Origin of the sequence: Pantoea sp. C8B4, from assembly GCF_051336905.1 — a bacterium.
In the GTDB taxonomy this organism is placed as follows: domain Bacteria; phylum Pseudomonadota; class Gammaproteobacteria; order Enterobacterales; family Enterobacteriaceae; genus Pantoea; species Pantoea rwandensis_B.
Genome location: NZ_JBGMNK010000005.1, coordinates 214,655 through 238,060, shown reverse-complemented (window position 1 = coordinate 238,060; position 23,406 = coordinate 214,655). Strand labels below are relative to the sequence as shown.

At 54.7% G+C, this 23,406-nt stretch carries 23 protein-coding genes; 11 read left to right on the top strand and 12 right to left on the bottom strand.

From position 1 onward, the window contains the following. The first annotated feature begins 184 nt into the window (after positions 1–184). The 3 genes from yebS to rsmF all read left to right on the top strand — a co-directional run bounded on the left by yebS (position 185) and on the right by rsmF (position 5,531). The gene (gene yebS / locus ACCW76_RS09030) at positions 185–1,429 is read left to right on the top strand and encodes a membrane integrity lipid transport subunit YebS (protein WP_436338367.1); all 1,245 of its coding nucleotides are present in this window, start codon (positions 185–187) and stop codon (positions 1,427–1,429) included. Beyond that, positions 1,398–4,031, top strand: a complete 2,634-nt coding sequence (locus ACCW76_RS09025) for an MlaD family protein (protein ID WP_436338366.1) — start codon at positions 1,398–1,400, stop codon at positions 4,029–4,031. Before yebS ends, ACCW76_RS09025 begins: the two co-directional genes overlap by 32 nt. A gap of 75 nt (positions 4,032–4,106) precedes the next feature. Further along, the gene (gene rsmF, locus ACCW76_RS09020) at positions 4,107–5,531 is read left to right on the top strand and encodes a 16S rRNA (cytosine(1407)-C(5))-methyltransferase RsmF (RefSeq protein ID WP_436338365.1); all 1,425 of its coding nucleotides are present in this window, start codon (positions 4,107–4,109) and stop codon (positions 5,529–5,531) included. A gap of 2 nt (positions 5,532–5,533) precedes the next feature. On the opposite strand, the gene ACCW76_RS09015 is transcribed toward rsmF, so the two are convergent. Beyond that, complete coding sequence (locus tag ACCW76_RS09015) at positions 5,534–6,181, bottom strand: metallophosphoesterase (protein WP_034828689.1); 648 nt, start codon at positions 6,179–6,181, stop codon at positions 5,534–5,536. 465 nt (positions 6,182–6,646) lie between these two features. Here ACCW76_RS09015 and ACCW76_RS09010 point away from each other — a divergent pair, with 465 nt between their 5' ends. Further along, a complete protein-coding gene (locus ACCW76_RS09010) occupies positions 6,647–6,907 on the top strand; it encodes a DUF3761 domain-containing protein (RefSeq protein ID WP_052696604.1) in 261 nt (86 codons plus the stop codon). A gap of 62 nt (positions 6,908–6,969) precedes the next feature. Next, positions 6,970–7,248 carry a hypothetical protein gene (locus tag ACCW76_RS09005; protein WP_436338364.1) on the top strand — a complete coding sequence of 93 codons (279 nt, stop codon included), beginning with the start codon at positions 6,970–6,972 and terminating at the stop codon, positions 7,246–7,248. Positions 7,249–7,290: 42 nt separating this feature from the next. Here ACCW76_RS09005 and ACCW76_RS09000 read toward each other — a convergent pair whose 3' ends face one another. The 5 genes from ACCW76_RS09000 to copC form a co-directional block, all read right to left on the bottom strand. Then, the gene (locus ACCW76_RS09000; RefSeq protein WP_167540447.1) at positions 7,291–7,458 is read right to left on the bottom strand and encodes a hypothetical protein; all 168 of its coding nucleotides are present in this window, start codon (positions 7,456–7,458) and stop codon (positions 7,291–7,293) included. 108 nt (positions 7,459–7,566) lie between these two features. Continuing rightward, a complete protein-coding gene (locus ACCW76_RS08995) occupies positions 7,567–7,893 on the bottom strand; it encodes a hypothetical protein (protein ID WP_436338363.1) in 327 nt (108 codons plus the stop codon). A gap of 467 nt (positions 7,894–8,360) precedes the next feature. Beyond that, a complete protein-coding gene (locus ACCW76_RS08990; RefSeq protein ID WP_045833103.1) occupies positions 8,361–8,708 on the bottom strand; it encodes a YebY family protein in 348 nt (115 codons plus the stop codon). Between the two features lie 28 nt (positions 8,709–8,736). Continuing rightward, positions 8,737–9,618, bottom strand: coding sequence for a copper homeostasis membrane protein CopD (gene copD, locus ACCW76_RS08985; protein WP_436338362.1), 882 nt, complete (start codon positions 9,616–9,618; stop codon positions 8,737–8,739). Positions 9,619–9,621: 3 nt separating this feature from the next. Then, a complete protein-coding gene (gene copC, locus ACCW76_RS08980) occupies positions 9,622–9,999 on the bottom strand; it encodes a copper homeostasis periplasmic binding protein CopC (RefSeq protein WP_038646537.1) in 378 nt (125 codons plus the stop codon). 153 nt (positions 10,000–10,152) lie between these two features. Here copC and ACCW76_RS08975 point away from each other — a divergent pair, with 153 nt between their 5' ends. Together ACCW76_RS08975 and exoX are read left to right on the top strand one after the other, a co-directional pair. Continuing rightward, on the top strand, positions 10,153–10,383 hold the full coding sequence (locus ACCW76_RS08975) for a DNA polymerase III subunit theta (RefSeq protein WP_038646535.1): 231 nt from the start codon (positions 10,153–10,155) through the stop codon (positions 10,381–10,383). Between the two features lie 7 nt (positions 10,384–10,390). Then, on the top strand, positions 10,391–11,059 hold the full coding sequence (gene exoX / locus ACCW76_RS08970; RefSeq protein WP_436338361.1) for an exodeoxyribonuclease X: 669 nt from the start codon (positions 10,391–10,393) through the stop codon (positions 11,057–11,059). Here exoX and ACCW76_RS08965 read toward each other — a convergent pair. Then, positions 11,053–13,116 carry a prolyl oligopeptidase family serine peptidase gene (locus tag ACCW76_RS08965; protein ID WP_038646531.1) on the bottom strand — a complete coding sequence of 688 codons (2,064 nt, stop codon included), beginning with the start codon at positions 13,114–13,116 and terminating at the stop codon, positions 11,053–11,055. The genes exoX and ACCW76_RS08965 overlap by 7 nt on opposite strands. 118 nt (positions 13,117–13,234) lie before the next feature. After that, the gene (locus tag ACCW76_RS08960) at positions 13,235–13,876 is read right to left on the bottom strand and encodes a tellurite resistance TerB family protein (protein ID WP_436338360.1); all 642 of its coding nucleotides are present in this window, start codon (positions 13,874–13,876) and stop codon (positions 13,235–13,237) included. Positions 13,877–14,037: 161 nt separating this feature from the next. On the opposite strand from ACCW76_RS08960, the gene purT reads away from it, so the two are divergent. Further along, positions 14,038–15,216: a formate-dependent phosphoribosylglycinamide formyltransferase gene (gene purT, locus ACCW76_RS08955; RefSeq protein WP_436338359.1), complete on the top strand. Its 1,179-nt coding sequence runs from the start codon at positions 14,038–14,040 to the stop codon at positions 15,214–15,216. A gap of 102 nt (positions 15,217–15,318) precedes the next feature. Here the strand turns inward: purT and ACCW76_RS08950 are convergent, their stop codons facing one another. The 3 genes from ACCW76_RS08950 to zwf form a co-directional block, all read right to left on the bottom strand. Beyond that, positions 15,319–15,957, bottom strand: a complete 639-nt coding sequence (locus tag ACCW76_RS08950) for a bifunctional 4-hydroxy-2-oxoglutarate aldolase/2-dehydro-3-deoxy-phosphogluconate aldolase (protein ID WP_034828669.1) — start codon at positions 15,955–15,957, stop codon at positions 15,319–15,321. A gap of 196 nt (positions 15,958–16,153) precedes the next feature. Then, entirely contained in the window at positions 16,154–16,597 is a 444-nt protein-coding gene (locus ACCW76_RS08945; protein WP_436338358.1) for a hypothetical protein, read from the bottom strand. 182 nt (positions 16,598–16,779) lie between these two features. Further along, positions 16,780–18,255: a glucose-6-phosphate dehydrogenase gene (zwf, locus tag ACCW76_RS08940; protein WP_034828667.1), complete on the bottom strand. Its 1,476-nt coding sequence runs from the start codon at positions 18,253–18,255 to the stop codon at positions 16,780–16,782. A gap of 373 nt (positions 18,256–18,628) precedes the next feature. Between zwf and ACCW76_RS08935 the strand changes: the two genes are divergently transcribed. The 3 genes from ACCW76_RS08935 to ACCW76_RS08925 all read left to right on the top strand — a co-directional run bounded on the left by ACCW76_RS08935 (position 18,629) and on the right by ACCW76_RS08925 (position 22,362). Further along, on the top strand, positions 18,629–19,474 hold the full coding sequence (locus ACCW76_RS08935) for a MurR/RpiR family transcriptional regulator (protein WP_436338391.1): 846 nt from the start codon (positions 18,629–18,631) through the stop codon (positions 19,472–19,474). 117 nt (positions 19,475–19,591) lie between these two features. Beyond that, positions 19,592–21,034 carry a pyruvate kinase gene (gene pyk, locus ACCW76_RS08930; protein WP_038646525.1) on the top strand — a complete coding sequence of 481 codons (1,443 nt, stop codon included), beginning with the start codon at positions 19,592–19,594 and terminating at the stop codon, positions 21,032–21,034. Between the two features lie 92 nt (positions 21,035–21,126). Then, positions 21,127–22,362, top strand: a complete 1,236-nt coding sequence (locus tag ACCW76_RS08925) for an MFS transporter (protein ID WP_436338357.1) — start codon at positions 21,127–21,129, stop codon at positions 22,360–22,362. A gap of 25 nt (positions 22,363–22,387) precedes the next feature. Here the strand turns inward: ACCW76_RS08925 and lpxM are convergent, their stop codons facing one another. After that, positions 22,388–23,365: a lauroyl-Kdo(2)-lipid IV(A) myristoyltransferase gene (lpxM, locus tag ACCW76_RS08920; RefSeq protein ID WP_038646521.1), complete on the bottom strand. Its 978-nt coding sequence runs from the start codon at positions 23,363–23,365 to the stop codon at positions 22,388–22,390. Positions 23,366–23,406 lie beyond the last annotated feature (41 nt).

Sequence of the window (23,406 nt, the reverse complement as noted above, 5' to 3'; positions counted from 1 at the left end):
GTTGTCACTCAGTTGTTAAAATAAGCACTAATAATCCAGCCCCATCAGGTGAATCATTGTGTTAGTTACTATACCCTTAGCAGTCGGTGGTTAAGACTATTCTTGTACCACTCCCTATTGCAGTCAGAATGCTCTGAACAGCATGCCGGTAAACGTAACGAACGATGGGCCACTTGCGTCACCTATGAAAATTCACGCTATCAGCCAGACGTTGCCCCACGCACGTTATCAGCGTTGTCCGCAATGCGATACCCTTTTTTCCTTACCGGATGTGAAATCGCATCAGTCGGCGCATTGCCCGCGCTGTCATGCAAAAATTCAAAGCGGCCGCGATTGGTCGATGACGCGACTCACCGTGATGGCCGTGACCATGCTCGTGTTGATGCCCTTCGCCTTCAGCCTGCCTTTGGTGGATATTCGCTTGCTTGGCATGCGCATCAACGCCAGCCTGGTGGAAGGCGTTATCCAGATGGCACAGCAGGGCAACGTGCTGACGGCCTCAATGGTGGCGTTTTGCACCATTGGTGCACCGGTAACCTTAGTCGCTGGCATCTGCTATTTATGGATTGGCAACGCCATCGGGATGAACCTGCGTCCGGTGTTGCTGATGCTGGAGAAGCTCAAAGAGTGGGTGATGCTGGATATCTATCTGGTCGGTGTGGCGGTCGCCTCTATTAAGGTGCAGGATTATGCCGCGCTGGAAGTGGGCTACGGTCTGGTGGCCTATATCGCGCTGACGGTGCTGAGCCTGCTGACGCTGATTCACCTTAACGTGGAAGAGCTGTGGGAACACTATTATCCGCAGGCTTTGCCGACGTCCCCTCCTGAACAGTGGCAGGTGTGTCTGAACTGCCATCAAACCGGTGTGCCGGACGATCGCGGGCGTTGTACACGTTGTCACACCCCGCTGGACTTCCGTCGTCGCCACAGTTTGCAGAAATCCTGGGCCGCGCTGATCGCTTCGATTGTGCTGTTGATCCCCGCTAACCTGCTGCCGATTTCAGTGGTTTACGTCAATGGCGCGCGCCGTGAAGATACGATCTTCTCCGGTATTCTGGGCCTGGCTTCCGGTAACATCCCGGTAGCGGCGGTAGTGTTTATCGCCAGTATTCTGGTGCCGTTTACCAAAGTGTTAGTGATGCTGACGTTGCTGCTCAGCATCCATTTTAAGTGTGAACAGGGCTTAAAAACCCGTATTCGACTGCTGCGTGCCATCACCTGGGTGGGACGCTGGTCAATGCTGGATCTGTTCGTGATTGCGGTCACCATGTCATTGGTGAATCGCGATCAACTGCTGGCTTTTACCATGGGACCTGCCGCTTTCTATTTCGGTGCGGCAGTCATCCTGACCATTATGGCTGTAGAGTGGCTTGATAGCCGCCTGATCTGGGATGCACATGCAACAGGAAACGCCGACTACACCGACTAGCGCCAACCTGCGTAACAAACGCAAGGTTTCGCCGTTCTGGTTATTGCCCATTATCGCCCTGCTGATTGCTGGCTGGCTGCTATGGACCAACTATCAGGAACGCGGTACCACTATCACCATCAACTTCCAGACCGCGGATGGCATCGTGCCGGGCCGTACGCCGATTCGCTATCAGGGCGTGGAAGTGGGTACCGTGCAAGGTATTGTGCTGAGCGATGATTATCACAGCATCCAGATCAAGGCCAGTATCAAGAGCGATATGCGCGATGCGCTGAAGGACAATACACAGTTCTGGCTGGTGACGCCGAAAGCCTCGCTGGCGGGCGTTTCAGGATTGGATGCGCTGGTGGGCGGTAACTATATTGGCATGATGCCTGGCGGCGGCAATCCGCGTGAACACTTTACCGCGCTGGACACGCAACCCAAGTATCGCGTCAACACCGGCGAGTTGCTGATCCATCTGCACTCTCCCGATTTGGGTTCGCTGAACACCGGTTCGTTAGTCTACTACCGCAAAATCCCGGTGGGACGCGTCTATGACTACAGCATCAACGGTAATACTGATGGCGTCACGGTCGACGTACTGATTGAGCGTCGTTTCGTCAATCTGGTGAAAAAGCAGAGCCGCTTCTGGAACGTGTCCGGAGTAGACGCTGACGTCAGTCTGAGCGGCGCCAAAGTGAAGCTGGAGAGCCTGGCCGCGCTGGTAAATGGCGCGATTGCCTTTGATTCTCCAGAAGAAGGCCAGCAGGCCAACAGCGACGAAAACTATCAGCTCTACCCTGATCTGGCACGCAGCCAGCGTGGTGTGCAGATCAGTCTGGATTTACCGAGCGGCGATAACCTCAAAGCGAATAGCACGCCACTGATGTACCAGGGTCTGGAAGTCGGCACCTTAACCAAACTCAATCTGTTGCCGGGCGGCAAAGTCACTGGCGAACTCACCGTGGATCCTTCGGTAACCAGCCTGATGCGCAGCGGTACCCGCATTGAAATGCGTGCGCCAAAGCTGAGCCTGACCGACACCAATCTCAGCAGCTTGCTGACCGGTAACACCTTCGAACTGGTGCCAGGCGAAGGTCCCGCGCAGGATCACTTTACCGTGCTGCCTGCCAGCGAAACCCTGCTGCAAAAACCGGATGTCCTGACGGTAAAACTCAGCGCGCCGGAAACCTACGGCATTGATGGCGGTCAGCCGGTGATGCTGTACGGCATGAAGATTGGGCAGGTCATTTCGCGTCAACTGGATGAGAATGGCATTAGCTTTGCGGTAGCCATTAATCCGGAATATCGCCATCTGGTGCACGCGGACAGCAAATTCATCGTGAATAGCCGTCTCGACGTGAAGTTTGGTCTAGACGGGATGCAGGTGCTGGGTGCCAGTGCCCGTGAATGGGTAGACGGTGGCATTCGTCTGGTGCCAGGTGCGAAAGGCAATCCTTCCGCCCGTTATCCTTTATATGCCGATGCTGAGCGTGCGCAGGAAGGGATTGTAGGTGACCAGCCGCCAACCACACTGAAACTGACCGCCAACAGCTTGCCAGATGTGCAGGCCGGTTCAGTGGTGCTGTATCGTAAATTCCAGGTGGGCGAAGTGGTGGACGTGGTGCCGCGCGCCGATGCCTTTGAGATTTCCATCCACATTGAGCCGCAATACCGCAAGCTGCTGACCAGCGAGAGCGTATTCTGGGCCGAAGGTGGTGCGAAAGTACAACTCAACGGCAGCGGTTTAACCGTGCAGGCTTCGCCGCTTAACCGTGCGCTGAAAGGCGCGATCAGCTTCGATAACCTCACTGGCGCGCAAGCAGCGAAAGGCGTGAAACGCGTACTGTATGCCTCTGAAACGGCTGCGCGTGCAGTCGGCAGCCAGATCACCTTGCATACCTTTGATGCCAGCAAACTGGCCGCGGGCATGCCGATTCGTTACCTCGGCATTAATATCGGCCAGGTCGAATCACTGGCATTGAGTAAAGACAACAATCAGGTGGTGGCGAAAGCGGTGCTTTATCCCGAGTATGTGCAGGACTTTGCGCGTATCGGCAGTCGCTTCTCGGTGGTCTCACCGGAAATCTCGCCAGCGGGTGTTAATCATCTGGAGACCTTGCTGCAGCCTTACCTCAATGTCGATCCCGGCAAAGGGGCTCAGGCACGTACCTTTGAGTTGCAGGAGAGTACCATCACCGATTCGCGTTACCTCAACGGACTCAACATTTATGTTGATGCTACCGAAGCCGGTTCGCTGTCGTTGGGCACCCCGGTGCTGTTCCGTGGGGTGGAAGTGGGTACGGTAACCGGTACCTCGCTGGGCAACATGGCGGATCGCGTACAGATCGCGCTGCGCATCAGCAAGAAGTATCAGCATCTGGTGCGTAATAACTCCGTGTTCTGGCTGGCGTCTGGCTATAACCTCGACTTCGGTCTGATTGGCGGGGTAGTGAAAACCGGCACCTTCCAGCAGTTCATTCGTGGCGGCATTCAATTTGCCACACCGCCGACGGTGCCGCTGGCGCCACAGGCCGGTGCTGATAAACACTTCCTGCTGCAGGATGAAGCGCCGAAAGAGTGGCGCAGTTGGGGAACGGCGATTCCGGATCCCAATTAAGCAATCGGGCAGCCTGCGGGCTGCCCGTTTTATTTGCACGTGTTACACTTCGCGCTAAATTTGATACCCCGGTAAATGTCCGTGTCCGATCGCTTTCCTGAAGATTTCCTTGCGCTGATGCGCACCAGCCTGGCTGACGAAAATGAACTGCAGCGTTTCCTGGCGATTAGCCAACAGCCGCTGCGCCGTAGCCTGCGCGTCAATATGTTGAAAATCAGCGTGGAGGCGTTTTTAGCACGCACCGCGCACTATGGCTGGCGCTTAACTCCGGTTCCCTGGTGCGCCGAAGGATTCTGGATCGAGCGGGAAGATGAGACATTGCCGCTGGGCAGTGTGGCTGAGCACCTGAGTGGTTTGTTTTACATTCAGGAAGCCAGTTCAATGCTGCCGGTGACCGCGTTATTTGATGCCGCGCCGGAAGCACGTAAGGTGATGGATGTCGCTGCGGCACCCGGTTCCAAAACCACGCAAATGGCAGCGTTGATGCGCAACGAAGGTGCGATCCTCGCCAATGAATATTCTGCCAGTCGAGTAAAAGTGCTGCATGCCAATATCAGCCGTTGTGGCGTCAGTAACGTGGCATTAACGCACTTTGATGGCCGCGTGTTTGGCGCCGCCCTTCCTGAACAGTTTGATGCCATCCTGCTGGATGCACCCTGCTCCGGCGAAGGCGTGGTGCGCAAAGATGCCGACGCCCTGCGTAACTGGACGCTGGCCAGCACTGAAGAGATTGCCGCAACCCAGCGTGACCTGATCGACAGTGCATTCCATGCATTACAACCTGGCGGCACGTTGATCTACTCCACCTGCACGCTGAACCAGATTGAGAACCAACAGGTCATCGCCTGGTTGCAGCAGCGCTATCCCGATGCAGTTGAAATCGTGCCATTGGGCGACCTGTTTGACGGTGCCGAGCGTGCATTGACGCCGGAAGGCTTCCTGCATGTCTTCCCACAGATTTTCGACAGTGAAGGCTTCTTTGTCGCACGCCTGCGGAAAACGGCCAGCATCCCGGCGCTGCCCGCGCCCACCTATAAAGTGGGTAAATTGCCCTTCTCGCCGGCCAGCCGCAAGCTGGTTGCTGAAGTGCAACAGGCGGCAGCTAAGGTGGGTATCGAGTGGGATGAGCATCACTCGCTGTGGCAGCGTGATAAAGAACTGTGGCTATTCCCGGCTGCGCTGGAAAACTGGCTCGGCAGAGTGCGGTTCTCACGCATTGGCCTCAAGCTGGCAGAGACTTTCCCGAAAGGCTATCGCTGGCAGCATGAAGCCGTGGTTGCCCTGACAAAACCTGGCAGCGCACTGGATTTCGAATTGACGGAAACGGAAGCAGAAAGCTGGTATCGCGGCCAGGATATTCACCCTGAAACCGCACCGGCTCGCGATGAAGTGATCGTCACCTATCAGCAACAGCCATTGGGATTAGCCAAGAAAGTCAGTAACCGCATCAAAAACAGCTACCCACGCGAACTGGTGCGCGACGGGCGTTTGTTCCGTTAACTCTATTGAAGCTGAACCAGCGTTAAGCGATTACCGAACACTGCGCCGGTGTCGATGTAATGCTGGTTCGCTACATTGAGCGGCTGTTCCAGCGGCGTGTGGCCGAAATAGAAATCGCTCGCACCGTCAATACTGGCTGAAGCGCCACGATGATGGCGGCCGAGACGATCGCGGCTCCACACCACCTGATGCCAGTCCACGTCCTGACCCAACTCATAATGGCTGGCTGGATAGTCGGCATGGGCGATCACCACCACGCGATCAGCTAACTCCAGATGCAAAATCAGCGGGAGATCGGCACAGCGTTTAAGCGCATGACGTGCCGCAATTAAATCCGCGCCTTTTAACTGCCAGAACCAGTCACCGCCGTTCATCATCCACAGCATCGGATCCTGCCCTTCCAGTGCCGACAATGCCATCTGTTCGTGATTACCACGCACGCAGCGAAACCATGGCTCCTGCAACAGTTGCAAGCAGCCGGGGCTGTCGGGCCCGCGATCGATTAAATCCCCCACTGACAGCAACAGGTCTCGCTCTTTATCGAAGTCATGCAGAATCAGTTGCGAATCCAGTTGAGCGCGGCAACCATGCAAATCACCCACCACCCAAATGTTACGCCACGTTTTGGCACTCACCGTCTGGTAAAACATGTAATCTTCCCCGGTTGACTGGAAGTTTAGTGAACCCGGCATAAAGTATAGTCCGGTGAGATGAAGCCAGGGGAGGGAGCAGCGTGAGCAGCCGTAAACAATTTATCGGTGTACTGGTGTTTATATTTCTCGGCAGCCTGTTGCTGCTGGAATCGCTGGCGCGATTGGTGCATCTGCTGTTTGTGGGCTGAAGGATTTGGTCATCTCAGAAGTTTCAACAGCGGCTGCGTCCTGCAGCCCTGATGAAAGTCCCGTCCGGCGCTTATCTCCGGCGCTCATTTAAGGCTTTAGCTCTGTGCGGGACGGCGGCTACTTTATCAATCCAGACAATTCCGAACAAGTTAAATGATATTAACTATCATTCTCATCATTGATTTTTACGCTTCGCTTACATTAGTGATGGTGATTTAAGCTTTTATCCTTGCTGCCGATAACCTCCTACCCCCTTTCCACAGCAAAGAGATCATGAAGAGGCTTTCTGCAATCACACTGATGCTGTTACTGGTCAGCATGCCCACACACGCCAAAAGGCACGTTGAACTGATCGAGCAAGGCAGTTACATCAACAGCGAAGGACAGTCGATCCATCGTCCCGCGCATACGCAAAATAATGACGTCCCCGAAGGCGCAACGGCCCGTTGCCGCGATGGTTCATACAGTTTTAGCACCCATCATCGCGGCACCTGCTCGCGTCATGGCGGCGTTGCGGCATGGCTGGCATCTTAAGCCACACGCAATTAACAGCGTGTGCCAGACTTAAAGGACAGTATTTTCTTAAGGAGTGAGCAATGAAAGACTATTACAAAATCGATCTGGAGCTTTTCATGCAAAATAATGCGGAATTGATTCGCGACATTAAAAGCAAAGCGCCAGTATATGCGGATGAATTGGGATTAGAGGTGGTGCAATATATTAATCGGGAAGTTAAACAAGCTCACCTGGATTATATTGATAGCCTTGGCGTGCGCGACCCTTATGAATATTACGTGTCGCAACATGAAGAAGATCGTCACCTGGCTGACACGCTAATTGCTCAGCATCGTTCCGCTTTACACCACACTGCTTAACCAACTGATTTGCCACACAAGCCGTGTGGCAAACGGTGTTCTCTAGCGCGAGAGGAAGAATATCGCCAGCAAGAAGAATACCCACAATCCGGCGAAGGTCGCAAAGCCTACACGCGGGGTTTTCGTCCGCCCGACGACAACACCAATAAAGAGACTCAGCAGCGTTAAGGTGCCAATCATTACCCAGAGAAGATATTGCGCATTTGCCATGAAGGATCCTTATTAATCGGCAATACAAACAGTGCGCACTCTTATACCATTTTTCACGCTATCTGGCTGCTGTTAAATGTCCGCATCTTTCGTGCTGGCATGGATCTATTACGCCGTTGGATGCCCGCAACGCACCGTTTTTAATTGTTCCAGCTGATTCAACCGCGCAGTCGCATGCTTGTTAGCGCTGGCCTTGGCGATACCGTTGCCAATACCGAAATCGCCGATAAAACCAATCACCGTGAGCGCATCGAACTCGCCGGTTTTGTCGATTTGCTGCTGGACGCTGTGGGATTTCGCGATCTCTTGATCCAGTGCTGCGCAGTTGTAGGTTTGCGCTTCTTCATCACTGACTTTGGGTGATTGCGGGTATTGCTTCAGCGCGCAGCCACTGAGCAGCAGTAGGGTGGTGAACAGGACAGCAGGTTTAAACATCGCATGACTCTCGTTTTGGCTGGCAGGGTTGGCGTGTGGCTGAGAGGAAATGTAGCACGTGAAGCGTGGCGCGATTGGCGGATTAGCTGGGGGAATTGCGGTTATTTTGTGCAAAGGCTGGGTAAGGATTGCGGGGTAGGAATTTGATTCGGATATAAAGATTTCGGACAAATTTCGGGAAATCTGGGTGAAAATAAATTTTAATCATAAAACTCAATAGAACAAAAAAAGACCCAATACGATTCCTGTATCGGGTCCAGGGAAATGGCTCTTTGAGAGCCGTGCGCTAAAAGTTGGCATTTTTGAAGGCGAGTTCGCCTTGCCATTTAAAGGTAGTCCAAGGGTGGTTATTTTCCAGCCAACCGTCACGATGCGGGCAGGAAGCTGCCAACTCTGTGATCGTGCTGGCACATCGGAAAAGCAAGCGTAGCGGCAAAACTGTGCGCTACGCCCGAATTTTGCAGGGATTACTTACCGCACAGCTGTTGCGCACGATCAACGATCGGTTGCAGGCTCATTTTCTGGCCTGGATGCGCTTTGTCTTCCGCCACGATGGTATCGATGGATTGCTGAGTGCCTTTACCCGCGTCAGCGCGTGCATGGGCTTTATCATTCAGCGGATATTGCAGCAAGGTGCTCGGATTGATGGCAAACAGCGCGCCATCTTTCTCACAGGTCAGCATCACCTCTTCGCGGGTGAAGGGCCATTTGTCCTTGCCAATTTCAAAGCGGCTGACGGTAATAATCTGTGCCGCCATCGCCTGGCTGCACAGCGCCATCAGAATGCAGGCTGGAATCAATTTCTTCAGCAAAATATCGACCTCATTTTTCATTCATTACAATTCAGGCCGGTGACAGCGTGGCAAACACGCTAACCAATCCGACAACAACAATGGCCAGCAGCAGCTCAAGCTGCGTCAGGCGAATAAACTGCTGCGGCGCGTGGCTGCCCGCGACGCGAAAACGTGGCACCAGAATATAGCGATTGATCAGCGCAATGCCCACCATCATCATCACCAGCATCACTTTAACCACCAGCATCGCACCCCACAGCGTGGCACCCCAATTGAGCGGCGTGCCGCCAATCATCAGGCTGTTGATCATCCCGGTGAGCAACGCCAGTGCGACAGCCAGATGCCCATAACGCGAAAAGCGCATCATGCAGCGAATCGCATCGGTGCGATACGTAATCTGACGGGCTTCACGCATCAGCAATAACAAAGGCAGTAAGCCGCCGGTCCAGAACGCAGCAGCAATCAAATGCAGCGCGTGATTGCTCTGCTGCAATAAGCCGGGTAAACCATCGCGCATCGCAGCGTGCCCGACGCCTGCCAGCGCCACCAACTGCAACAGGCCACTGATCAGCAAGAGCTGCTGGCGCAGTGTGCCACGCAGCAGCAAGGCCAGCGTGCTGAGCAGTGCGAACCCCAGCTCCCAACGCCACACCGCGCCGAAGCGCGTGGCTAATACCGCTTGCCAGGTTTCCACGTCAGCAACATTGCGCCAGTCGCCGCTCATCAGACCGGTTTGCGTGGCCAGCATGAATACCGCGCTGAGCAAACTCGCTAGCGCTGTCGTCACTAAAATTGAGTGCAGACGTTGCGCCAGCACCGGGCGATAACGCCGTGGCGCCAGCAGAGCCGTATAGAACGCGCTGCCAGCCAGCAATAACACCGCAATAAAATGCAGGACGCGCAGACCAATCCACAACGTGCTCAGGCTCATCGATTACTTCACGCTGAACGCGTAACTTCCCTTGGTTTTGTGACCATCAACGGACAACACATGCCAGTTCACCTGATAGTGACCTGACGGCAGTGGTTTGCTGATCGGTACGATCAACTGATCATGCTGCTTGTCGTTGAGTTTGGCTTTTTCCACGGCCATCGGCTGATTCTGGGCATTGAGCACCTCAACACCACTGAAGGCAGGCTCAACATCTTCAGTGAAGGTCAGCGTAAGATTTTGTGGCGAGCTGTCGATCACCGCTTTATCGGCGGGAACCGGCGTTTTCAGGTGAGCATGTGCCAGTGCAAATTGACTGAAGACCAACGTGGATGACGCCAGCAACAGCGCCATAATCGGGTTTAACGCAGTTTTCTTCATCACTTCTTCCCTTTGCCATGCGGCGCTCTGCCGCAAACGTGGCAGCAGGATACGCCGCTGGCAAAGACGTGTCGAGACTTGCGGTGCGATCCAATTTCCTTGATCCGTAAAGGGGAAACCATTACTTTTGCCCCTGTTTATCAGGAGAAATGCATGAGCCAAAACCTTGCCCTGTTGTCGCAGGAAGAGAAAGACAAAGTGAATGTCGATCTGGCCGCCGCAGGTGTGGCCTTTAAAGAGCGCTACAACATGCCCGTGATCGCGGAAATGGTTGAGCGCGAGCAACCGGAAGCCCTGCGCGAGTGGTTCCGCCAGCGTTTGATGAGCTATCGCCAGACATCGCTCAGCCTCTCTCGCCTGCCCTACGAACCCAAACAGAAGTAATTAACCTATGTTACGCGTTATCGATACCGAAACCTGTGGCTTGCAAGGCGGCGTGGTCGAAGTCGCGTCGGTGGATGTGATCGACGGACAGATCGTCAATCCGATGAGCGATTTGATTTGCCCGGACCGCCCTATCAGCCGTCAGGCCATGGCGGTGCATCGTATTACGGAAGCAATGGTCGCCGATAAGCCGACCATTGAAGAAGCGATTGGTCGCTATCATGGCAGCCCACATTATGTCGCGCACAATGCCAGTTTCGATCGTCGTATGCTGCCCATTATGCCCGGTGAATGGATTTGCACCATGACGCTGGCACGCCAGCTGTGGCCGGGCATTAAATACGGCAATCAGGCACTGCGTCACAGCCTGAAGCTGGACGTCACGCCACCTGCTGAACTGCATGCGCACCGTGCGTTGTATGACTGCTATGTCACCGCTGCGCTGCTGATCCGCATCATGGAGACCTCCGGCTGGAGCGTCAGTGATATGGTCGCCCGCTGTCAGCCCGCAGAAGTTAGCGGTGATGTATTCCCGTTTGGTAAATATCGTGGGCAAAGCATTGGCAGCATTGCGCGTAAAGATCCCGGGTACTTGCGCTGGGTGCTGGAAAATGTGCGCGATTTGCGCCCACCGTTACGGCAGGCGCTGCGCAAGTACGTGAAGGTCGATCAATAATCGACGCGGTCTGGCAAGCTGCCCTGCGCCAGACCGATCAGGAAGGTAAACTCCTGCGCGACGCCTTCATACGCTTTAAAACGCCCCGATTTACCGCCGTGACCGGAATCCATCTCGGTACACAGCAGCAGCAACGTATCGTTGGTTTTCAGCTCACGCAGTTTTGCTACCCACTTCGCCGGTTCCCAATACTGCACCTGGGAATCGTGCAATCCTGTCGTCACTAACAGATGCGGATAGGCTTTCGCTTCGATGTTGTCATACGGGCTGTACTGACGAATGATGTGGTAAAACTCTTCTTGCTCCGGGTTGCCCCACTCGTCATATTCGCCGGTGGTCAGCGGGATCGATGGGTCCAGCATCGTCGTTACCACATCGACAAACGGCACTTGCGCCACGACACCATGGAACAGTTCGGGGGCTAGGTTAATCACACCGCCCATCAATAAGCCGCCCGCACTGCCGCCCATCGCATACAGCTGCTGCGGATTGCCGTAGCCTTTCGCCACCAGCGCCTGCGTCACATCAATGAAGTCGGTAAAGCTGTTCATCTTATTCTTCAGGCGACCATCGTCATACCACTGCTGCCCCAGCTCGCCACCGCCGCGCACATGGATAATCGCGTAGACAAAGCCGCGCTCCAGCAGGCTGATGCGGCTGGTGCCAAAACTGGCATCCATACTACTGCCGTAAGCGCCATAGCCGTATGCCAGCAGGGGATTACTGCCCGGTTTGAAATGCTTGCGGTGATAGACCAGCGATACCGGCACTTCGGTGCCATCACGCACCGTGATCCAGTGATGTTCGCTTTTGTAGTCCTCTGAGTGGAAGCCCGGCACGGGCGTCTGTTTCAACACACGGCGATCGCCCGTCTCCATATTGAGTTCAAACAGCGTGGTCGGCGTGGTCATGGATGAGTAGCCATAACGCAGCGTGTCACTTTCCGGGGTGGGATTGTAGGCCAGCCAGGTGACATAAGCCGGATCGTCAAAGGCGATCCCGATGCTTTCTCCGCTTTCCCAGTTGATCTGCCGCAGCGTGTTAACGCCGCGCTGGCGCTCTTCCACCACCAGCCAATGCCGGAACAGCTGGAAATCCTCCAGCACCACGTTATCGCGGGCCGGAATCAACGCCTGCCAGCGGTTCTCGGCCAGCCACGCGCTGCGATACAAGCCAAAGTTTTTGCCGTCGCGATTTGAGCGAATATAGAACTGATGATTGTAGTGATCGATGCTGTATTCATGATCGCGGCGACGCGGGCAGAACACCTGCGGCTGCGCATCCGGGTACTCGGCATCAATCAGCTGGATCTCGCTGGTGGTGGTGCTGTACATCGCAATCAGGATGAAGTGCTCGGAGGTGGTTTTATGCACACTGAGATGGAAGCTTTCATCCTGCTCTTCATACACCAGCTGATCGTCTGATTGCGGATGGCCCAACTCATGACGCCACACCTGGTACGCGAGTAGCGTTTTCGGGTGCTTGCGCACGTAGTACAGCGTGCGCGAATCATTGGCCCACGCCACGCTGGAAGAGGCATTGCTCAGCACTTCCGGATACCAGCTACCACTCTCGAGGTTACGGAAACGGATGCCATATTGACGACGCGACAGAAAATCTTCCGCCAGCGCCATCACCTGGTTATCAGGAGAAATGGCCAGTGCGCCCATGGTGTAGAAATCGCTGTGGGAGGCACGCTGGTTACCGTCGATCAGCAGTTGCCAGGGTTCATCCGCTGGTGCGTTCACCGACTGACGAAAATAGAGCGGATATTCGTTGCCCACCTCGTAGCGGCTTTGATAGCGATAGCCGTTTTTTACATAGGGGACGGAGTGGTCCTGTGGCGGGATGCGGTCGACAATCTCTTTTAATACCCGCTCCTGCAGTGGGTCCTGTGACGCCATCATCGCTTTACCGTAAGCATTCTCGGCGTGCAGATGTGCCAGAATCTCTGGGTTTTCACGCTCGTCATCGCGCAGCCAATAATAGTTATCGGTACGCGATTCACCGTGCAGGTTCATGACGTGGGGGATTTTCTTCGCTTGCGGCTGGTTCATTCTGGCTCCTTTCCCTGAAAGACAACATTCAGCAAGCGTGGCACTTATCACGCGGGAAGCCAAGCAGCAGCGCACAGTAAGTACAGTGAAGGGCCCCATGACCAGGCCCTCCGTTCAATTATGCGGCTTTCTCCGCCTGAATATCGCGCTGAATACCGTCGCGCACATCCTGTGGGATCTTCAGGGCATCGCCCAGTGCAGAGAGATAGCTGCGCTCCATAAAGTGATCCACATCGATAGCGGCGCAACTCAGGAAATAGAGCTCTAGCGCCTCTTCTTCGTTTTTCACATCTGCTGCCAGCCACTGTGGATCGAGCGGACGGTTCATCGCTTGCTGTATCAGCGTTTCCGCCTGTGAACCATAACCCGCCTGATGGATATTCTGCTCAATGGCGGCGCGTTCACGATCGTCAATATGACCATCGCTTTTGGCGGCGAATACTAACGCCGTCACCAGACGTTCAGCGCGCTGATCCACAGGCGTCTGCAATTGACCAAATCCCGGCTCATCCTGATGCGTTTCACGCACACGCTGTTTGTATTTATTCCACAGCACGGCACCCGCTGCCGCACCGCCGCCGACCAGCAAGGCTTTGCCGCCATATTTGGTCAACAGGCTTCGTGTAGACTTGCTGGCCACCAGCAATCCCGCTAACCCACCCAGCGCGCCGGGTGCCAGCATATCGCTCAAACCACCGGCTTTGCCGTCGCTGCCCTTCTTCGTCAGCACCGACTGGATTTGCTGCAACCAATTGCTCATCGTTTAACTCCTGTTTAAGTTTCCGCGTTCCATGCTGCCGTAGCGAGTGTCAGGTAACGTCAGAGCGGGAAAAGTATGGCAAACCTGATGAAGGCGAATGCGTGAGTACGCAAACGTTTTCGTATATACTGCGCGCGCATTTTGACTGCTAAGGTGAAATTATGACGACTCTCGGAACCGCGCTGCGCCCTGCCGCAACGCGTGTGATGCTGTTAGGTTCAGGCGAATTGGGCAAAGAAGTGGCGCTGGAGTGTCAGCGTCTGGGTGTGGAAGTGATTGCCGTGGATCGTTATGCCGATGCCCCTGCGATGCACGTTGCACACCGTAGCCATGTGATCAATATGCTGGACGGTGATGCGCTGGCTGCGTTAATCGCGCAGGAAAAGCCGCACTTTGTGGTGCCAGAAATTGAAGCTATTGCCACTGAAAAACTGCTGGAACTGGAAGCACAAGGCCAGAAAGTGGTGCCTACCGCGCGTGCTGCGCGCCTGACCATGAACCGCGAAGGTATTCGCCGTCTGGCGGCAGAAGAGCTGTCGTTACCGACTTCAACCTATCAGTTCGCTGACAGCAAAGAGAATTTCGTAGCGGCCGCCAATGAAATTGGCTTCCCGTGCATCGTTAAACCGGTGATGAGTTCATCGGGCAAAGGTCAGAGCTTCATCCGCGAAGCGAGCCAGTTGGATAAAGCCTGGGATTACGCACAGCAAGGCGGTCGTGCCGGTGCCGGTCGCGTGATCGTCGAAGGCGTGGTGAAATTTGATTTTGAAATCACCCTGCTGACCATCAGCGCAGTGGATGGCATCCATTTCTGCGCACCGATTGGCCATCGTCAGGAAGATGGCGATTACCGTGAATCCTGGCAGCCACAACAGATGACCGACCTGGCGCTGCAACGCGCTCAGGATATCGCCGCAAAAGTGGTGAAAGCATTAGGTGGATACGGTCTGTTTGGCGTTGAGCTGTTTGTCTGCGGTGATGAGGTGGTGTTTAGCGAAGTCTCGCCACGCCCACACGATACCGGCATGGTAACGCTGATTTCTCAGGATCTGTCCGAGTTTGCTCTGCATGTGCGTGCGTTCCTCGGCTTGCCAATCGGCGGCATTCGCCAGTATGGCCCGGCGGCTTCGGCGGTGATTCTGCCACAGCTGGACAGCAACAATGTGCAGTTCGTGAACATCGAAGCGGCATTGGGTGCCGGTCTGCAACTGCGCCTGTTCGGCAAGCCGGAAATTGCCGGTCAGCGTCGCCTCGGCGTAGCACTGGCAACCGGTGACAATACCGACGAGGCGATTGCGCGTGCCGTAGCAAGCGCCGCAGCCGTGAAAGTTGAGGGCTAATCCCCTCGGCTGCTATTCGTCTATTGAGACAGCGTAAAAGGGCGGCCAACAGGCCGCCCTTTCAGTTCCAATGTTGCGTGCTCGATTAAATCTGCAAATGCGTTATTTCGCGCCTTCAACGGCTTCGCGAGCCAGACGCGTAATGCGATCCCAATCCCCGCTTTCCAGCGCATCATTCGGCACCAACCACGAACCACCAATACAGAGCACGCTTTTCAGCGCCAGGTAGTCACGATAGTTGGCGGGTGAAATACCGCCGGTTGGGCAGAAACGCACCTGCGGGAACGGACCACCAATCGCTGACAGCGCTTTAACACCCCCATTCGCCTCAGCCGGGAAGAACTTAAACTCACGCAGGCCATAATCCATACCCAGCATCAGTTCAGAAACGGTACTGATGCCCGGAATCAGTGGCACCGGACCTTCAACTGCGGCTTTCAGCAACGGCTCGGTCAAACCTGGGCTGATCACGAACTGCGCACCGGCGTCAGTCACCTCTTTCAGCTGCTGGGTGTTGATCACTGTGCCCGCGCCGACAATCGCTTCTGGCACTTCTTTGATCATCGCACGCAGCGCATCCATCGCGACCGGCGTACGCAGCGTCACTTCCAGTACGCGCACACCACCAGCCACCAGCGCTTTGGCCATCGGCACGGCGTGTTCCAATTTATTCACCACGATCACCGGCACAACCGGGCCCGTCGTCATGATCTGTTCAGCAGTGGTTTTCCAGTTCTTCATCACGTTTCCTTAGTTGCATCAGCCCGACTCACATCCGGCTGTCAATGTTTGGGCTCTACCATACAAGATTGGCTGGAGCGGCGTCTATCGGATATCAAAATTTTTTGAAACTCTGGTTCAGTTTTAAGAAAAATGAATTTCCTATCGAGCAGGTTTTATTCCTGCAGCGTTATTCCCTGATGCCCGACACACTTCTTCATCCGAAAAAACCAGATATCAATGACAACAGGATAAGTAGCAGGATTATCGCGGAAGCCAATGCCATGCCCAGCAAAATCGCATGGAATGCGAGCGTAGCGCAGCCAAAAATCAACGCGCCCCTCACACTCCATTTGTTCTCTTTACGCATCCCGCCAACAAAGGCCAGGAGTAAGGCCGCCGTAGCGAAGCTAAGCACAACAGTAGTCAGTATTTGATCGATGTTTATTTTTCTTGCGGATTCACCTGAGGAAGGAGCTTTACCTTTCAATCCGTCGATAACACCTTTTTTAATCTCGCTGACGTGTCTGGCGACGACACTTTCGAGCGAAGGCGATGCCGAGTAAGGCCCAGTTGAGAAATGAATAAGGCTGATAATCAGTGCTAACGCGCCAAAAATCATACCGGCTGAGCTCCATGCGTTCTTCACTAACGTATTCACACAATGATCCTTTGTTTGAACAACCTGCTGCGTGCAGCAAATACTGTTACACCCTCTCTGGCCCGTCAACGCTTACATTTTCTGGAAATAAAAAAACGCTTTCGATGAACATCATCGAAAGCGTTTGTCGGTTGTATCTCATGCCTAACCAGTCGCTAAATCACTGGCTGTGCCATCACAAATTATTCAAACTCATTCCACGAACGGCCATCACGCGTAATCATCGCGACGGAAGCCACCGGGCCCCAGGTGCCGGCCTGGTATGGCTTAGGCGCTTCAGCATCGGCGTTCCAGGCATCAATGATGGAATCCACCCAGCCCCACGCCGCTTCCACTTCGTCACGGCGTACAAACAGCGCCTGAATACCGCGCATGGTTTCCAGCAGCAGACGCTCATAGGCATCCGCCAGATGCGACTGGTTGAAGGTCTCGGAGTAGCTCAGATCCAGCTTGGTGGTCTGCAGTTTGTGCTTGTGATCCAGACCCGGCACTTTGTTCAGGATCTCGATATCCACACCTTCATCTGGCTGCAGACGAATAGTCAGCTTGTTCTGCGGCAGTTCAGCGTAGGAGTCTTTGAACAGGTTCATCTCTGGGTTCTTGAAGTACACCACAACCTCAGAGCATTTGGTCGGCAAGCGCTTACCGGTACGCAGGTAGAACGGCACGCCCGCCCAGCGCCAGTTGTCGATATCAACACGGATCGCCACGAAGCTCTCGGTAGCGCTCTGCTTGTTCGCGCCCTCTTCTTCCAGGTAGCCTGGCACTTTTTTGCCCTGCACGAAGCCGGCGGTGTACTGGCCACGCACGGTTTTTTCACGCACGTTAGTTTGGTCGATACGACGCAGCGAACGCAGCACCTTCACTTTCTCATCACGGATGGCATCCGCACTGAGATCGGATGGCGGTGACATGGCGATCATGGTGAGAATCTGCAACAGGTGGTTCTGGATCATGTCGCGCATCTGGCCAGCTTTATCGAAGTAACCCCAACGGCCTTCGATACCCACCTCTTCCGCCACGGTAATCTGCACGTGATCGATGGTGCGGTTATCCCAGTTATTGACGAAGATGGAGTTGGCGAAGCGCAGTGCCAGCAGGTTCAGTACCGTCTCTTTACCGAGATAGTGGTCAATACGGAACACCTGACTCTCTTCGAAGTACTTACCAACGCTGTCATTGATCTCTTGCGAGGTCTCGAGCGAGGTGCCGAGCGGCTTCTCCATCACCACGCGCGCCGGTTTAGCATTCAGCTTGGCGGCGCCCAGACCGTCGCAAATGGCGCCAAAGGTGCTCGGCGGCATGGCGAAGTAGTTGATGGTGACACGATCTTTCTGGTCAAGCATCTTGCCCAGTTTGGTGAAATGCGAGGTGTCGTTAACGTCGAGGTTGCAGAAATCGAGACGGCTGCTGAGTTTATCCCACAGCGCTTCGTCGATTTTCTCCTTCATGAAGGTTTCCAGCGCTTCACGGACCACTTTGGTGTACGCGTCTTTGTCCCACTCCGCGCGCCCCACGCCGATGATGCGTGTGGTGTCGTGAATCTGACCGGCTTTCTCCAGCTGATACAGTGAAGGCAACAGTTTCCGGCGAGCAAGATCGCCTTTGGCACCGAAAATAACCAGATCGCATGCCTGGGCTGTTTGTGTTACCGCCATTTTCCTCTCCTCGTTGCAGGATATACCCGGTTTGAGCGTCCTCATCATCCCAGGTCCTTATTGTAATTTTCTTACAGCACAATGTACTTTTTTCCCCGCATCGGAACAACCCAGACGCGGTGTGGCATTAGCCATTACTTTGAACATGATGGCGAACAAAGGTGTGTTGTGGTGTGCGCTTTTGCCGCTTTTTCTGTTTCGATGTTTGTCGGGATAAAACCCGGCAACGATCAAAGTATGACAAAAAAAACACGCTTACATTTGTCCGCTGCTGCGTGCGAGGGTGTATTACACGGTATATTGTTGTGAATTGGCAGCGTTTTATCATGTGATGAACGCGACGAAAGTGATTGAGACGCATCGGGTTAACGACATGCTGGAACATATTCAGGCGAAACTTCACGCGCTGAGCAAATCAGAACGGAAAGTGGCAGAACAGATTCTTGCCGCTCCGCAGCAGGCAATGCACTCCAGCATCGCCACCCTGGCCCGTGCCGCCGATGTCAGCGAACCGACCGTTAATCGCTTTTGTCATCGTATGGGCACGCGCGGCTTCCCCGACTTCAAGTTACGGCTGGCGCAGAGTCTGGCGAAAGGACCGAACTGGGTCAGTCGCGATGTGGAAGAAAATGACTGCGTTGAAAGTTACAGCCACAAGATTTTTGATTCCGCCCTCGCCGGCTTAAGCCATGTGCGCCAACAGTTGGATCTACAGGTCATTGATCAAGCCGTTTTGGCTATGACTCAGGCCCGAAAAATCGCCTTCTTTGGTCTTGGCGCCTCAGCGGTTGTGGCGCACGACGCGACCAATAAATTCCTGCGCTTTAATCTGCCGGTCATCTGGTCAGAGGATATTGTGATCCAGCGCATGAGTTGCATAAATAGTGGGCCAAATGACGTTTTTGTTCTCATATCACATACTGGTCGAACCAAAAATATGATAGAACTGGCTCGCCTGGCGCGTGTAAACGCTTCCACAGTACTGGCTATCACCTCTCCGGGTTCACCCCTTGCGGCAGAAGCAACCCTCGCACTGACGCTCGATGTACCTGAAGATACGGATATCTACCTGCCGATGGTTTCCCGCCTTGCGCAATTAACCGTGGTTGATGTTTTGGCGACAGGTTTTACCCTTGAGCGTGGCGCGGCTTTCCGCGAAAATCTGAAACGGGTGAAAGAAGCGCTCAAAGATTCGCGCCTGGAAAAGCGGGTGCAGTAAAATAATTAACATCACATTCACAATGTGAGTCGAATCACAGCCCATCGATCATATAGAATATGCGATTACACCGTGTCCCCTTGAGAGTGACACGAACCTTTGTCAACGGAGTCCTTCATGTCAAGACGTCTCAGAAGAACCAAGATCGTAACTACCCTCGGCCCAGCCACCGATCGCGACAATAACCTCGAAAAAATCATCGCGGCGGGCGCGAACGTGGTGCGACTCAATTTCTCCCACGGCACCCCGGAAGACCACCAGATGCGCGCCAACAAGGTGCGTGAGATTGCCGCTAAGCTTGGCCGTCACGTGGCGATTCTGGGCGACCTGCAAGGTCCAAAAATTCGTGTTTCCACCTTCAAAGAAGGCAAAGTCTTCCTGAATGTCGGCGATCGCTTCCTGCTGGATGCGGATATGGGCAAAGGCGAAGGCGATAAAGAGAAAGTCGGTATCGACTACAAAGGCCTGCCAGAAGACGTGGTGCCTGGCGACATCCTGCTGCTGGATGATGGTCGCGTGCAGTTGAAGGTGCTGGAAGTTCAGGGTGTGAAAGTCTTCACCGAAGTCACTGTCGGCGGCCCGCTTTCCAACAATAAAGGCATCAATAAACTCGGTGGCGGTCTGTCTGCAGAAGCGCTGACGGAGAAAGATAAAGTCGATATCATTACCGCCGCGAAAATCGGCGTGGATTATCTTGCCGTGTCCTTCCCACGTAATGGGGAAGACATGAACTACGCTCGCCGCCTGGCACGCGATGCAGGTTGTGATGCCAAACTGGTGGCCAAAGTCGAACGTGCTGAAGCCGTTGCGTCACAAGAAGCGATGGATGATATCATCCTCGCTTCTGACGTAGTGATGGTGGCGCGTGGCGACCTCGGCGTTGAGATTGGTGATCCAGAACTGGTGGGTATCCAGAAGGCGCTGATTCGTCGTGCGCGTCAGCTGAACCGTACCATCATCACCGCCACGCAGATGATGGAGTCGATGATCACCAACCCGATGCCAACCCGCGCTGAAGTGATGGACGTGGCGAACGCCGTGCTGGATGGTACCGATGCTGTGATGTTGTCAGCTGAAACGGCTGCTGGCCAGTATCCAGCGGAAACCGTGTCTGCGATGGCGAAAGTGTGCCTCGGTGCGGAAAAAATCCCAAGCGTCAACGTGTCTAAGCACCGTCTTGAAGTGCAGTTCGACAACGTGGAAGAAGCGATTGCGATGTCCGCGATGTATGCAGCCAACCACCTGCAGGGTGTTTCTGCCATCATCACCATGACCGAATCGGGCCGTACCGCGCTGATGACCTCACGTATCACTTCTGGCCTGCCGATCTTCGCCATGTCACGTCACGAACGTACATTGAACCTGACTGCGCTGTATCGCGGCGTGACGCCAGTTTATTTCGACAGCAACAATGATGGTGTAGCCGCCGCGCATGATGCAGTGAACCTGCTCCGCGACAAAGGTTTCCTCGTCTCGGGCGACCTGGTGATTGTCACCCAGGGCGACGTGATGGCAACCACCGGCACCACCAACACCAGCCGTGTTCTGCGCGTAGACTAAACGCGCACGCTCCACCAACAGCGGCTGTAACAACATGGATAAACGCGACTGCCTGGCAGTCGCGTTTTTATTTTTTCTGACAAGGAGGCCAGATGGCCCGCTATCAACCGATTACCCAACTCACCGGACGGGTGCTGCTGTTCCCGCTCGCGCTGGTGTTGTTTGAGTTCGCGACTTACATCGCCCATGACATGATTCAGCCCGGCATGCTGTTGGTCACTTCTGAATTCAACGTCGGCCCGGAATGGGTGTCGACTTCTCTTACGGCTTATCTGATGGGCGGCGTGGTGCTGCAGTGGCTGCTCGGCCCGCTCTCGGACAAATATGGTCGCCGTCCAGTCCTGCTGTTCGGCATTCTGTTCTTTGCTGCGGCCTGCATTCTGACCACCTGGATCACGAACATCGAACAGTTTGTCACCCTACGCTTTATCCAGGGCATCAGCCTGTGCTTTATCGGTGCAGTCAGTTATGCCGCAGTGCAGGAAGCGTTTGATGAGGCTTTAGCGGTGCGCATGATGGCGTTAATGGCTAACGTGGCCCTCTTAGCCCCGCTGGCCGGTCCGCTGGCGGGTGCCGCCTGGTTGACCGTGGGTGAATGGCGTAGCATGTTCTGGCTGTTTGCGATTTGTAGCGTGGTGGCTTTTGTGGTGCTGTGGCGCATCATGCCGGAAACCGCTGGCGATCGCAGTCACTCCATTGCCCTGCCCAATCTGGCGCGCGCCTATGGCCGTCTGGCACGCGATCGTCAGGTGATGTATGGATCTTTCGCTATTGGCCTGGTGTTTATTCCGATTCTGACCTGGGTTGCCCTGTCGCCCGTGATTCTGATGCACGACGAGGGCTTATCGCGCATGGGGTATGCGCTGCTGCAACTGCCGGTGTTCCTCGCCATGATCGCTGGCAACCTGACGCTGGGCAAACTGGCGGGTCGCGTTCCCATCGAGCAGCCAGTCAAATTCGCCGCCTGGCCGATTTTGATAGGCTTGAGCATCTCGTTGCTGGCAAACCTGCTCGACATCCATACCTACCTGCTGCTGACCGCAGGATTGAGCCTGTATGCCTTTGGTGCGGGCATGGTCAACGCCGGTCTGTATCGTCTGACGCTGTATTCCAGCAGCGAAGGTAAAGGCAGCGTGGCAGCCATGCTGGGTATGATCAGTATTCTGACGCTGGCTATCGGGATTGAACTGGCGAAAGCCGGCTACTTCAGTGGCGGTACGCCATGGTTCAGCGGCATCAATTTTGCGGCGGGTGTGCTGTGGTTTGGCCTGGTCACGCTGTTCCTGCGTGAACGTATCCGACGCAGCCACGTTGAATCGGTAGAATAATCAAAGGGGCCAATCGGCCCCTTCGTTATTTCTTGCGAGGATAAAGCTCCTTGCGCGCATAAGGTTCAATATCCCCTTCTTTGCGCGTTTTCAGCAGCTTTAAAATCCAGGTGTATTGCTCTGGATGCGGCCGCACAAATATCTCAACTTCCTCATTCATTCGCCGCGCCAGGGTGTTATCGTCGGCATCCAGCAAATCGTCCATCGGTGGTCGCACATAGATTTCCAGACGATGTGTCTCGCTGTTGTACACCGGAAACAGTGGCACCACGCGCGCTCGACACACTTTCATCAAACGGCCGACCGCGGGCAGTGTTGCTTTATAGGTGGCAAAGAAATCCACGAACTCACTGTGCTCCGGGCCGTGATCCTGGTCCGGCAGATAGTAACCGTAATAGCCCTGACGCACCGAGGCGATAAATGGCTTAATGCCGTCATTACGTGCATGCATGCGGCCACCAAAGCGACGGCGTACGGTGTTCCACACATAATCCAGCAGCGGATCGCTCTGATTATGGAACATGGCCGCCATCATCTGGCCCTCTGACGCCAGCAGCATCGCCGGGATATCCACGGCCCAACCGTGCGGCACCAGAAAAATCACGTTCTCTTTGTTGGCCTGCAAGGCTTCGATAATTTCACGGCCGTGCCAGTCAACGCGTTGGCGCACACGAGCCGGATCGCGCATCCCCAACTCAGCCATCATCACCATCGCCTGTGGCGCGGTGGCAAACATACGATCAGCAATCTCTTCGCGCTGTGCTTCGCTTAACTCCGGCAGGCAATAATAGAGATTGATCAACGCACGACGACGCGCACTTTTTGCCAGCTTACCGGCAAATCGCCCCAATCCACCCAAAATCGGGTCGCGCACTTTGGCTGGCAGCATTGCCATGCCCGCCAGCGCACCAATCGCCAGCCAGTTGCCCCAGTATTTCGGTTTTAAAAAAGAACGTTGAAAAACGGGAATAAATTCACTGTTATTTTTCTTTCGGGTTTCCATGCACTCGCCTCTGACAATGACGGGACAATGATAGTGACGGT